We start from the raw sequence: 11,538 nt of genomic DNA on the forward strand, positions 1-11,538 counted from the left end.
CGTCCCTAAAGGGTGACGCCGACCGTCACCGGCTCGTTGACCAGCGTGACGCCGAAGGCCGCGCGGACGCCCTCGCGGACCTCGCGGGCCAGCGCGAGCAGGTCCTCGGTGGTGGCCGTGCCGCGGTTGGTGAGGGCGAGGGTGTGCTTGGTGGAGATCCGGGCCGGTCCTTCGCCGTAGCCCTTGGTGAAGCCCGCGCGGTCGATGAGCCAGGCGGCGGAGGTCTTCACGCGGCCCTCTCCCGCCGGGAAGGCGGGCGGGGTGGCGTCCGGGCCGAGGCGCTCGTGGACGCGGGCGAGGAAGTCCGCGTGCTGGGCCTCGGTGAGGACCGGATTGGTGAAGAAGGAGCCCGCCGACCAGGTGTCGTGGTCTTCCGGGTCCAGGACCATGCCCTTGCCGGCCCGCAGCTTGAGCACGGTCTCGCGGGCGTCGGCGGCCGGCACCCGGTCCCCCGCCTCGACGCCGAGGGTGCGTGCGGTCTCCGCGTACTTGATCGGCGCGGACAGCCCGCCGGCGTCCTCCAGGGCGAAGCGCACGCGCAGCACCACGAACCGCCCGGGGTGCTCCTTGAAGCGGCTGTGGCGGTACGAGAACGCGCACTCGGCGTTCGAAAGGGTCACGGTCTCGCCCGCTGTGCGGTCGTACGCGACCACCTCGGTGATCGTGGAGGACACTTCCTGTCCGTACGCGCCCACGTTCTGGATGGGCGTGGCACCGGCCGAGCCGGGGATGCCGGCCAGGCACTCGATGCCCGCGAGCCCGGCCTCGACGGTGCGGGCCACCGCGTCGGACCAGTTCTCGCCCGCGGCCAGCGTCAGGTCCGTGCCGTCCAGCGTGAAACCGGTGGTGGCGATGCGCAGCGCGGTGCCCTCGAAGCCCTTGTCGCCGATGACCAGGTTGCTGCCGCCGCCGATGACGAGCAGCGGCGTATCCGTCGCGTCGGCCTCGCGGACGGCCGCGACCACCTCGTCGTCGGTGGTCGCGGTGAGCAGCCGGGTGGCCGGTCCGCCGAGCCGGAAGGTGGTCAGCGGGGCGAGGGGGGCATCGTGGAGTTCCTGCACGGGCTCAAGGGTACGGGGGCGGTCCCGCCGCCCGGCCGGTCCGCCCCCGTGATGTAACGATCATGCTGGTCAGGCGAGCCGGACCACCGCGCGCGACATCCCCAGCACCTTCTGCCCCGCGCTGGTCGCGATCAGGTCGACGCGGACGGTACGCGCCTGGTCGTCCAGCTTCGCCGCGACCTTGGCGCTGACCTCGACGACCGCGCCCACCTCGTCGTTGGGCACCACGACGGGCTTGGTGAAGCGCACGCCGTACTCCACGACGGCGCCCGGGTCGCCGGTCCAGTCGGTGACCACGCGGGCCGCCTCGGCCATGGTGAACATGCCGTGCGCGATCACGTCGGGGAGGCCCACCTCCTTGGCGAACTTCTCGTTCCAGTGGATCGGGTTGAAGTCGCCGGAGGCGCCCGCGTACCGCACGAGTGTGGCGCGGGTCACGGGAAAGGTCTGCGCCGGGAGTTCGGTGCCGACCTCGACGTCGTCGTAAGAGATCTTCGCCGCCATCGCCTCAGCCCTCCTGCCCGGCGGCGCGCGCCACCAGCTTTGTGAAAGCGGTCACCACGTGTTCGCCCGCTTCGTCGTGCACCTCGCCACGGATATCGAGAATGTCGTTTCCCGCGAGGGATTTGATCGCCTCGATGGTCGAGGTGACGGTCAGCCGGTCACCGGCCCGCACCGGCCGGGTGTAGGCGAATTTCTGGTCGCCGTGCACCACCCGGCTGTAATCGAGACCGAGCTGCGGATCTTCGACGACCTGGCCGGCGGCGCGGAAAGTGATGGAGAACACAAAGGTCGGCGGGGCGATCACGTCGGGATGCCCGAGTGCCCTGGCGGCTTCGGCGTCGGTGTACGCCGGGGCGGGGTCGCCGATCGCCTCGGCGAATTCGCGGATCTTCTCCCGGCCGACCTCATAAGGAGCGGTGGCCGGGTAGCTCCGCCCGACAAAGGACTGGTCGAGCGCCATGGGCTCGCAACCTCCCTGAACTGGTCCCTGCAAGGGTCCCTGACCTGACATACCGGGGCACCGGCGGACGGGGCCGCACGCCACGCCGCGTACCGGCGGCCTCGCCACAACGCCGCGAGGCCGCCCCCAGCGAGTGGGGACGGCCTCGCGAACGAGCCTGTTGTTATCGCGTCTCGCGGTGCGCAGTGTGCGAGTTGCAACGGGGGCAGTGCTTCTTCATCTCAAGACGGTCCGGGTCGTTACGCCGGTTCTTCTTGGTGATGTAGTTCCGCTCCTTGCACTCCACGCAGGCCAGCGTGATCTTCGGGCGGACGTCGGTGGCAGCCACGTGAGTGCTCCTTGACGGACGGATGGACGGATGAACGCATAGAAGAGTAGCCGATCGGAGGACCGACCCCACAATCGGCTACTGTCAGTAGCGGTGACCGGACTTGAACCGGTGACACAGCGATTATGAGCCGCTTGCTCTACCGACTGAGCTACACCGCTGTGATGCGAGTGGACCCCGCCCGAAGGCGGGATACCTCACACATCAGAGCCCCAATACGGAATCGAACCGTAGACCTTCTCCTTACCATGGAGACGCTCTGCCGACTGAGCTATTGGGGCGAGCGATGAAGACATTACACGGCCTGCCGCCAAAGGTGAAATCCGTATCCGGAGCACCGCCGCAGCCGCCCCTCGCACCACACCGGTACGACTATTTCGCGCCTCCGTGAAGCTCCCCGGAGCGCCCCCTAGGCTCGGAGAACGCTGCGTGATCTTGCACGCCCGGTCCTTCGAGGAGCGCGATGTCCGACAGCAGTCAGCCGCAGCCGGGGCCGGAGAAGGCCGCGGGCAGCGACGGCACCGGCGCCGCTGCGGGCACCCTGGTGCTCTGCGACGCCCGGCTCGCCGACGGCCGGGTCGTGGACGTACGGCTCAGCGGCGGGCACATCGAAGCGGTCGGCACGGCCGGCAGCCTCGCCCCCCAGGGCACCCGCGTCGACCTCGGCGGCTACCTGCTCCTCCCGGCCCCCGCCGAGCCGCACGCGCACTGCGACACCGCGCTGACCGCGGACGCCGGCGGGCCCGCGGGCGAGACGCTCGAAGACGTGCAGCGGCGCACCACGGAGGCGGCCCTCCTCCAGCTCGGGCACGGCGCGACGGCGCTGCGCAGCCACGTACGGATCGGCGACGTCCAGGGGCTGCGGTCGCTGGAGGCGGTCCTCCAGGCGGGCCGGTCGCTGCGCGGACTGGCCGAGCTGACCGCGGTCGCGGTGCCGCGGATGCTCACCGGGCTGGCCGGCGCCGACGGGCTGGCGATGCTGCGGGACGCCGTCAAGATGGGCGCCTCGGTCATCGGCGGCTGCCCGGACCTCGACCCCGACCCGGCCGGGTACGCCGAAGCCGTCCTGGAGCTGGCGGGCGAGCACGGCTGCGCGGTGGACCTGCACACGGACGGTGACGACCCCGCGCGGCTGGCGCGGTTCGCGGCGATGGCGGGCGGCCTGCGGCCCGGCGTGGCGATCGGGCCGTGCGCGGGCCTGTCGGCGCTGCCGCGGGAGATGGCGGCGCGCACCGCCGAGCAGCTGGCGGCGGCCGGGGTGACGGTCGTCTGCCTGCCGCAGGGCGACTGCGCGGCCCTGGAACGGCGCGGCGCCGGGCTGCCCGGCCGCGCCGGTCCCGTGGGCCGGGTGGCCCGCCCGGCGCCCGTACGGCTGCTGCGCGCGGCCGGGGTGCGGGTCGCCGCGGGCAGCGGCGCCCTGCGCGACGCGGCGAACCCGGTGGGGCGCGGCGACCCCCTGGAAGCCGCCTACCTGCTCGCCTCCCTCGGCGAAGCCTCCCCCGAGGCCGCGTACGAGGCGGTCGGCTCGGCCGCCCGCGCCACGCTCGGCCTGCCGGAGGTTCGCGTCGAAGCGGGCTTCCCCGCCGAACTCCTGGCCGTACGCGGCGAAAGCCTCGCCGCGGTGCTGTCCCTGGCGTACAGCCGCATCGTGGTGCACCGGGGGCGCGTGGTGGCCAGGACGAGCGCGGTGCGCGAGTACTGCGACTCGGCGGCGGTGGTGGCCCTGGAGCTGCCGCGGCAGTCGCAGCGGTAGGGCGGGGCCGGTTCCCTCCGGCGGCGCGTCCGCGACGGCGCACGCCGGGTATCGCGCTCCGGCGGGACAACAGGCGTACGGTCGGGATCATGCGCATTGTCATCGCGGGTGGACATGGTCAGATCGCGCTGCGGCTGGAGCGGCTGCTCCACGAGCGCGGGGACGAGGTGGCGGGCATCATCCGCCGGCCCGAACAGGCCGGGGACCTGCTGGCCGCCGGGGCCGAACCGGTCGTCTGCGACCTGGAGTCGGCCTCGGTCGGCGACATCGCACGGCACCTGGAAGGGGCGGACGCCGCGGTCTTCGCGGCGGGCGCGGGACCGGGCAGCGGCATCGAACGCAAGGAGACCGTGGACCGGGCCGCGGCCGCCCTCTTCGCGGACGCGGCGGAGGCGGCCGGCGTACGGCGCTTCGTCGTCGTGTCGTCGATGGGCGCCGACACGAAGCCCCCTGAGGGCACCGACCCGGTGTTCGCGGCGTACCTGCGGGCGAAGGGCGCCGCCGACGCCGACGTACGCGCCCGGGCGGGCCTCGACTGGACGATTCTGCGCCCCGGCCGCCTGACGGACGACCCGGGCACCGGCCTGGTCTCCCTCGCCGAGTCGACCGGCCGCAGCGAGGTCTCCCGCGACGACGTGGCCGCCGTACTCGCCGCCCTCCTGGCGGAGCCCGGCACGGCGGGCCGCACGCTGGAGCTGATCGGCGGCGACACGCCGGTCGACGAGGCGGTGCGGGCGGTCGCACGCTGACCGGCAGGAACGTGTGACGTCCGCGACAGCCCCGACCACGGGGCTGTCGCGGGCGGCCCCCGCGGGGCCACACGAACGAGTACATGCGAAAAGGCCCCGACCGCATTACGCGAATCGGGGCCTTTTCAGACCTGTGGCGGCGCCAGGATTCGAACCTGGGAAGGCGAAGCCGGCAGATTTACAGTCTGCTCCCTTTGGCCGCTCGGGCACACCGCCAGGGTTTGCTGCCGGGAGATCCGCCGGTGTGGCGTCGCTCCGTGGCAACGACGTAAACCATACCCGATGGCCGGGGGTGGTCCGCCACCCGGTTCTTCCCCGGTCGATCATGTGCGGGGTGACTAGGCTTGCGGGGCGGCCTGGATAGGGCCGCGACCCTGACGGATCTACGTACGAGGAGCCAACTCAAGATGGCCGACTCCAGTTTCGACATCGTCTCGAAGGTCGAGCGGCAGGAGGTCGACAACGCCCTCAACCAGGCCGCCAAGGAGATCTCGCAGCGCTACGACTTCAAGGGCGTGGGCGCGTCGATCGAGTGGTCGGGCGAGAAGATCGAGATGCGCGCCAACGCCGAGGAGCGGGTGAAGGCAGTCCTCGACATCTTCCAGTCCAAGCTGGTCAAGCGCGGGATCTCGCTGAAGGCACTGGACGCGGGCGAGCCGCAGGCCTCCGGCAAGGAGTACAAGATCTCCGCCTCCATCGAGGAGGGGATCTCGCAGGAGAACGCGAAGAAGGTCGCCAAGATCATCCGCGATGAGGGCCCGAAGGGCGTCAAGGCGCAGGTGCAGGGCGACGAGCTGCGCGTCAGCTCGAAGAGCCGGGACGACCTCCAGGCCGTGCAGCAGCTACTCAAGGGCAAGGACCTGGACTTCGCGCTGCAGTTCGTGAACTACCGGTAGGAACGGTTCCGGGCTACGGGCAGGGCCGTTCGGTGGGGCGGTACGCGGGTGCGTACCGCCCCACCGGTGCGTCGGGGGCCGGTCCGGGTCAGCGGCTCCGAGACGCGGGCTTGACCTCAAGTTTGGTTCAGGTCCGAGGCTGTGGCCATGACTTCGGAAACGGACAACACGCAGGCCACCGCACGGTTCCTGGAGGACGCGCTGCCCGACGTACGGCGGGCCGGCGTCGGCACCGTACTGATCGGCGAATGGGACGCGGGCAGCCCCGAACGGCAGCAGGCCATGATCGACAGCGCCGTGCGGACGTGGCAGGAGACGCCGCTGCCGGACGGCCCGGTCTCCCGGGTCTTCCTGTCCGGCACGGACGGCCGCACCGTGCTCGGCTTCGCGCAATGGGAAGCCGGGGCGGCCGGGGAGCCCCTGCGGTCCGCGGGGGCGGGCGGGGCGCGGCCCTACCGCTACTACCGCAGCCTGCTGCCCCAGGGCGAGCCGCCGGAGCCGGGGTGCATCGTGGCCGTCTCCTTCGAGACGACGGGGCACGAGGCCGCCCGGCAGCTGGTCGACGGCCTGGTGGACATGATGGGCGGCACCCAGCCGGGCTCCGCGAGCGCTTCCCCCGACCGTTCCGGCGGGATCTCCTCGAACTTCCACATCAGCGAGGACGGCACCCGGGTCTTCAACTACAGCGAGTGGACGGACGAGGCCGCGCATCAGCGCGTGGTCGAGACGTCCCTCCAGGAGGGCGGCGCGGTGATGAAGCTGATCGCGAGCATCCCGGGCGTCACGCCGCTCGGTTTCAAGCGGTACGTGGCGCCCCGGGGGCTCGTACGGCGGTGAGGGCGGCCCGGAGCGCCGGGCGCGCCGTCGTCAGCGGGCGGCGAGCGGCTGGTCCGTGGGGACGATCTCCCGGCCGAGCGGGAGCAGGGAGAGCGGCACCATCTTGAAGTTCGCGATGCCGAGCGGGATGCCGATGATCGTCACGCACTGGAGCGCGCCCGTCACGATGTGGCCCAGCGCCAGCCACCAGCCCGCGAAGACGACCCAGACGACGTTGCCGATGACGGACCCCGCGCCCGAGTCGCGGCGCTCCACCGTCGTACGGCCGAAGGGCCACAGCGCGTACCCGGCGATCCGGAACGAGGCGATGCCGAAGGGGATCGTGATGATCAGGATGCAGCAGATGATGCCCGCGACGACGTAGCCGACCGCCATCCAAAATCCGCTCAGAACCAGCCATATGACGTTGAGGATGAGCTTCATGAGCGGCAGCCTTCCATGCGCTGTGCCATGCGGTGTTCGGGACCTTTCCCTCACGTAGACGCAGCGGCTGCGGGAATCGTTGCAGGTCTGCCGCGCGCATCGGCCTGTCAGGAGTGGCGGCCCGCCATCTGTTCGAGGCGGGCGATGCGCTCGCGCATCGGCGGGTGGGTCGAGAACAGCTTGGTCATGCCGTCACCGGGCCTGAACGGGTTCGCGATCATCATGTGGCCGGCCGTCTCCAGGCGCGGCTCGGCCGGCAGCGGCAGCTGCCGGGTGCCCGCCTCCAGCTTGCGGAGCGCGGAGGCCAGGGCGAGCGGGTCGCCGGTGAGCTGGGCGCCGGAGGCGTCGGCCTGGTACTCGCGGGAGCGGCTGACGGCCAGCTGGATGAGGGAGGCGGCCACCGGGCCCAGGATCATGATCAGGAGCATGCCCAGGATGCCGGGACCCTCGTCGTCGTCGGACCGGCCTATGGGAATCAGCCAGGCGAAGTTGACCAGGAACATCACGACCGAGGCCAGGGCGCCGGCCACGGAGGAGATGAGGATGTCGCGGTTGTGGACGTGGCTCAGCTCGTGGCCGATGACGCCGCGCAGTTCGCGCTCGTCCAGGAGGTTCAGGATGCCGTCCGTGCAGCAGACCGCGGCGTTGCGCGGGTTGCGGCCGGTGGCGAAGGCGTTCGGGGCCTGGGTCGGCGAGATGTACAGACGGGGCATGGGCTGGCGCGCGGCCGTGGAGAGCTCCCTGACCATGCGGTAGAGCTGTGGTGCCTGGAACTCGCTGACCGGCCGGGCGCGCATGGCCCTCAGGGCCAGCTTGTCGCTGTTCCAGTAGGCGTAGGCGTTGGTGCCCAGGGCCACGAGGACCGCGATGACCAGGCCCGTACGGCCGAAGAGACTGCCGATGACGATGATGAGTGCGGACAGTCCCCCGAGGAGTACGGCGGTCCTGAGCCCGTTGTGCCTGCGGTGCACGGTACGCCCTCCAAATGGTGCGGCAGGGGAACCCTTTTGCTGACGTTTCCTCCACTTTTCAGTGGACCCTCTCTGTCTGGTCAACGCCAGGTGAAGGGCGCTAGTTCCCTTGTGCATCCCGAGACGGCGTACAGCCGTACGGGTGAGCCCCCGGACGGGTGCTCGCGTGGCACTCACGAGGCGGGTGTGAAGCCAGCTGAAATCCGGCCACAAGACGGTCCCGCACCGGCCGGGAAGTGGCCGGGAAGCGGCCGGGAACGATCGAAGCCCGGACCCGGGGTGACCGGGTCCGGGCTGTCGCGTCGCGGGCCGGGCTCCTACAGGAGCGCGCCGGAGGCGAAGCGGAGTACGAGCTGCGGCGCTCCGGAGAGGGCGATGCCGAGTACGGCGGTGAGGGCGATGGCGGCCGCGAGCGGCGCGGGGACGGCGGGCACGGCGGCCGCGGCCCCGGAGGCCCGCGTACGGGCCCCCTCGGGAGCGCCGGCCCCGGCCTCGTCGCCGGCCGTACGGAAGAGCACCGCCGTCCACTGGAGGTAGTAGTACAGCGCGATCACCACATTGACGGCCATCACCACGGCGAGCCAGGCCAGGCCCGCGTCGACCGCGGCCGAGAAGACCGTGACCTTGGCGAACAGGCCGATGATGCCGGGCGGCAGGCCCGCCAGGCACAGCAGGAAGAAGCCGAGGGCGAGGGCGGCCAGGGGGCGGCGCGAGTAGAGCCCGCGGTAGTCGCCGATGCGGTTGGCGGGGCTCGTACGGGCCACCAGCGCGGCGACCGCGAAGGCACCCAGGTTCACGGCCGCGTACATCAGGGCGTACGCGACGGTGGAGCCGATGGCGTGGGCCGCGTCGCCGGCGTACCCGGCGGCGGCGATCGGCACCAGGAGGTAGCCGGCCTGGCCCACCGAGGACCAGGCGAGCAGGCGTACGGCGCTGTGCGCGCGGCCCGGGTCCTGGCGCAGCGCGGCGACGTTGCCGACGGTCATGGTCAGCGCGGCCAGTACGGCGAGCGCCGGACCCCAGACGTCCGCGTACGAAGGGAAGCCCTGGACCGTCACGAGGATCAGGCCGGAGAAGCCGACCGCCTTGCCGATCACGGAGAGGTACGCGGCGATCGGGAGCGGCGCGCCCACGTACGTGTCGGGCACCCAGAAGTGGAACGGCACGGCGGCGGTCTTGAAGGCGAAGCCGACGAGGGTGAGGGCGACGCCCGCCGTGGCCAGGGTGGCCAGCTGGGGGTCGGGCAGCCGGGTGAGGGCGGCCGCGACCCGGTTCAGGTGGAGGCTGCCGGTCGCCGCGTAGACGAAGCTGACGCCCATGAGCATGACCGCGGTGGCCGCCACCGAGGACAGGAAGAACTTCAGGGCCGCCTCCGAGGAGAGGCGGTCCGCGCGCTTGAGCCCCACGAGGGCGAAGGCGGGCAGCGAGGCCACTTCGAGGGCGATGACGAGGGTCGCCAGGTCCCGGGAGGCGGGCAGCAGCGCCGCGCCGGCCGCGGAGGACAGCAGCAGGAACCAGTACTCGCCCGCGGGCAGCCGGTGGTCCTCGACGGTGTTCAGGGACAGCAGCGCGGTGACCAGCGCGCCGGCCAGCACCAGGAACTGGATGACGACGGCGAAGTTGTCGGCGGCGTAACTGCACGTGCCGGGGTCCGTGGTCAGGCAGAAGGTGCGGCGGTCCCCCGCCACCAGGGGGAGGAGCGAGAGCGCGGCCAGGGCGAGGCCGCCGGTCGCGACCCACCCCAGGAGCGGTTTGCGGCTCTCGGGGACGAAGAGGTCGGCGACCAGGACGGCCAGCGCGACGACCGCGGTGAGGGTGGGCGGCGCGACGGCGAGCCAGTCGACGGACTGGACCAGGGAGGTCACGGAACTCATCACTTACCGCCTCCGAGGAGCTGCTGGACGGCCGGGTCGGTGAGGCCGAGGAGGGCCGCGGGCCACAGTCCGGCGAGGACGGTGAGGACGGCGAGGGGCGTCCAGGCCGCGTATTCGTAGCGGGCCAGGTCGGGGATGACGGGGGCGGTACGGGAGGCGCCGGAGCCGGCCGTCACGGCGGCCGCTTCCGAGCCGGCCGTCGCGGCAGCCTCCTCCGAACCGGCCGTCAAGGCAGTCACGTTGCTCTCGGCAGTCACGTTGCTTTCGGCCGTCTCCTTGCTTCCCATGCACACCCGCCGTACGACGACCAACAGGTACGCGGCGGTGAGGAGCGTGCCGAGGCCGGCCAGCGCCATGAACGTCAGGAACGCGGGCCTGCTGAGGCCGTCGGCGGGCTTGAAGGCGCCGAACATGGCGAGCATCTCGCCCCAGAACCCGGCCAGTCCGGGCAGGCCGAGGGAGGCGATGGCGCCGAACGCCAGCAGGCCGCCGAAGCGCGGGGCACGCCCGTACAGGGCGGCGCCCGTGCGGCCCGCGAGCTGGTCGAGGTCGGTGCTGCCGTAGCGGTCCTTGAGGGCGCCGACCAGGAAGAAGAGGAGGCCGGTGATCAGGCCGTGCGCGATGTTGGCGAAGAGGGCGCCGTTGACGCCGGTCGGCGTCATGCTCGCGATGCCGAGCAGCACGAATCCCATGTGGCCGACCGAGCTGTACGCGATCAGGCGCTTGAGGTCGCCCTTGGCGCCGCGCCGGGCGAGCGCGAGGCAGGCGAGCGAGCCGTAGACGATGCCGACCGCGGCGAACGCGGCGAGGTACGGGGCGAAGGTGTGCATGCCGTCGGGCGCGATGGGCAGCGCGATGCGCACGAAGCCGTATGTGCCCATTTTCAGCAGGACGCCCGCCAGGAGCACGGAGCCGACGGTGGGGGCCGCGGTGTGCGCGTCCGGCAGCCAGCTGTGCAGCGGCCACATCGGTGCCTTGACGGCCAGTCCGATGCCGATCGCGAGCACCGCGAGCAGCTGGACGGTGTGGCTGAGCTGGGACTTCGGGCCGTTGTCAGTGGCGAGTGCCACCATGTCGAACGTGCCGGACTTCACGCCGATGAGCAGGAGGCCCAGCAGCATCACGACCGAGCCGAGGAGGGTGTAGAGGATGAACTTCCACGCCGCGTACTGCCGTTGCGCACCGCCCCACCGGGCGATGAGGAAGTACATCGGGATGAGGACCATCTCGAAGGCGAGGAAGAACAGCACGAGGTCCAGGACGGCGAAGGTGGCGAGGGTGCCGGCCTCCAGGACCAGGAGCAGGGCCACGAATGCCTTGGGAGACGGGCCCGCGGGCATGTGGAAGTAGCTGTAGAGCGCGCAGAGGAAGGTCAGCAGCGCGGTCATCACGAGAAGGGGGAGCGAGATGCCGTCGATGCCGAGGTGGATGCGGATGCCGAGGGCCTGGATCCAGCTGATGTCGGTGGTGGCCTGCATCCGGGCCGGGTGGTCGTGGTCGAAGCCGGCGGCCAGTGCGATGGACGCGGCCAGCACGGCGCCGGTGACGGTCACGCCGTGGCGCAGTACGGCCTGGTCGGGGTCGCGGCCCTTGAGACCGGGCGGGGCCGGGAGCAGTGCGGCGACCGCGCCCAGCAGGGGGAGGACGACGACGGCCGCGAGGAGAAGCTGCATAGCGGTGTG

General features: G+C 71.7%; 12 protein-coding genes and 3 tRNA genes. 4 read left to right on the forward strand and 11 right to left on the reverse strand.

The window, feature by feature from the left end:
* Nucleotides 1-5 precede the first annotated feature (5 nt).
* From ACH4OW_RS20020 to ACH4OW_RS20045, 6 genes are all read right to left on the reverse strand, one after another.
* Complete coding sequence (locus tag ACH4OW_RS20020) at nucleotides 6-1,061, reverse strand: UDP-N-acetylmuramate dehydrogenase (RefSeq protein ID WP_360124562.1); 1,056 nt, start codon at nucleotides 1,059-1,061, stop codon at nucleotides 6-8.
* 69 nt (nucleotides 1,062-1,130) lie between these two features.
* Complete coding sequence (locus ACH4OW_RS20025) at nucleotides 1,131-1,565, reverse strand: MaoC family dehydratase (protein ID WP_398029287.1); 435 nt, start codon at nucleotides 1,563-1,565, stop codon at nucleotides 1,131-1,133.
* A 4-nt stretch (nucleotides 1,566-1,569) separates the two neighbouring features.
* Nucleotides 1,570-2,025 carry a MaoC family dehydratase N-terminal domain-containing protein gene (locus ACH4OW_RS20030; RefSeq protein ID WP_360124568.1) on the reverse strand — a complete coding sequence of 152 codons (456 nt, stop codon included), beginning with the start codon at nucleotides 2,023-2,025 and terminating at the stop codon, nucleotides 1,570-1,572.
* A 163-nt stretch (nucleotides 2,026-2,188) separates the two neighbouring features.
* Entirely contained in the window at nucleotides 2,189-2,353 is a 165-nt protein-coding gene (gene rpmG, locus ACH4OW_RS20035; RefSeq protein WP_006604855.1) for a 50S ribosomal protein L33, read from the reverse strand.
* A gap of 88 nt (nucleotides 2,354-2,441) precedes the next feature.
* Nucleotides 2,442-2,514 (reverse strand) — tRNA-Met (locus ACH4OW_RS20040).
* A 47-nt stretch (nucleotides 2,515-2,561) separates the two neighbouring features.
* A tRNA-Thr gene (locus ACH4OW_RS20045) sits at nucleotides 2,562-2,634 on the reverse strand.
* 182 nt (nucleotides 2,635-2,816) lie between these two features.
* On the opposite strand from ACH4OW_RS20045, the gene ACH4OW_RS20050 reads away from it, so the two are divergent.
* Together ACH4OW_RS20050 and ACH4OW_RS20055 are read left to right on the forward strand one after the other, a co-directional pair.
* Nucleotides 2,817-4,106, forward strand: coding sequence for an amidohydrolase family protein (locus tag ACH4OW_RS20050; protein ID WP_398029290.1), 1,290 nt, complete (start codon nucleotides 2,817-2,819; stop codon nucleotides 4,104-4,106).
* Between the two features lie 89 nt (nucleotides 4,107-4,195).
* Nucleotides 4,196-4,855, forward strand: a complete 660-nt coding sequence (locus ACH4OW_RS20055; protein WP_398029292.1) for an NAD(P)H-binding protein — start codon at nucleotides 4,196-4,198, stop codon at nucleotides 4,853-4,855.
* 134 nt (nucleotides 4,856-4,989) lie between these two features.
* Here ACH4OW_RS20055 and ACH4OW_RS20060 read toward each other — a convergent pair.
* A tRNA-Tyr gene (locus ACH4OW_RS20060) sits at nucleotides 4,990-5,071 on the reverse strand.
* A gap of 191 nt (nucleotides 5,072-5,262) precedes the next feature.
* On the opposite strand from ACH4OW_RS20060, the gene ACH4OW_RS20065 reads away from it, so the two are divergent.
* Both ACH4OW_RS20065 and ACH4OW_RS20070 read left to right on the forward strand, forming a co-directional pair.
* The gene (locus ACH4OW_RS20065; protein ID WP_398029294.1) at nucleotides 5,263-5,751 is read left to right on the forward strand and encodes a YajQ family cyclic di-GMP-binding protein; all 489 of its coding nucleotides are present in this window, start codon (nucleotides 5,263-5,265) and stop codon (nucleotides 5,749-5,751) included.
* A 147-nt stretch (nucleotides 5,752-5,898) separates the two neighbouring features.
* On the forward strand, nucleotides 5,899-6,588 hold the full coding sequence (locus ACH4OW_RS20070) for a hypothetical protein (protein WP_398029296.1): 690 nt from the start codon (nucleotides 5,899-5,901) through the stop codon (nucleotides 6,586-6,588).
* Between the two features lie 30 nt (nucleotides 6,589-6,618).
* On the opposite strand, the gene ACH4OW_RS20075 is transcribed toward ACH4OW_RS20070, so the two are convergent.
* From ACH4OW_RS20075 to ACH4OW_RS20090, 4 genes are all read right to left on the reverse strand, one after another.
* The gene (locus tag ACH4OW_RS20075) at nucleotides 6,619-7,011 is read right to left on the reverse strand and encodes a YccF domain-containing protein (protein WP_360124584.1); all 393 of its coding nucleotides are present in this window, start codon (nucleotides 7,009-7,011) and stop codon (nucleotides 6,619-6,621) included.
* Nucleotides 7,012-7,118: 107 nt separating this feature from the next.
* Nucleotides 7,119-7,982 (reverse strand): zinc metalloprotease HtpX, encoded by an 864-nt coding sequence (gene htpX, locus ACH4OW_RS20080; RefSeq protein ID WP_360124587.1) that lies wholly within the window; start codon nucleotides 7,980-7,982, stop codon nucleotides 7,119-7,121.
* A gap of 317 nt (nucleotides 7,983-8,299) precedes the next feature.
* The gene (locus ACH4OW_RS20085) at nucleotides 8,300-9,856 is read right to left on the reverse strand and encodes an NADH-quinone oxidoreductase subunit N (protein WP_398029298.1); all 1,557 of its coding nucleotides are present in this window, start codon (nucleotides 9,854-9,856) and stop codon (nucleotides 8,300-8,302) included.
* The gene (locus ACH4OW_RS20090; RefSeq protein WP_398029497.1) at nucleotides 9,856-11,529 is read right to left on the reverse strand and encodes a NuoM family protein; all 1,674 of its coding nucleotides are present in this window, start codon (nucleotides 11,527-11,529) and stop codon (nucleotides 9,856-9,858) included. Before ACH4OW_RS20090 ends, ACH4OW_RS20085 begins: the two co-directional genes overlap by 1 nt.
* Nucleotides 11,530-11,538 lie beyond the last annotated feature (9 nt).

This window comes from Streptomyces sp. NPDC017056, from assembly GCF_044332485.1.
Classification (GTDB): Bacteria; Actinomycetota; Actinomycetes; order Streptomycetales; family Streptomycetaceae; genus Streptomyces.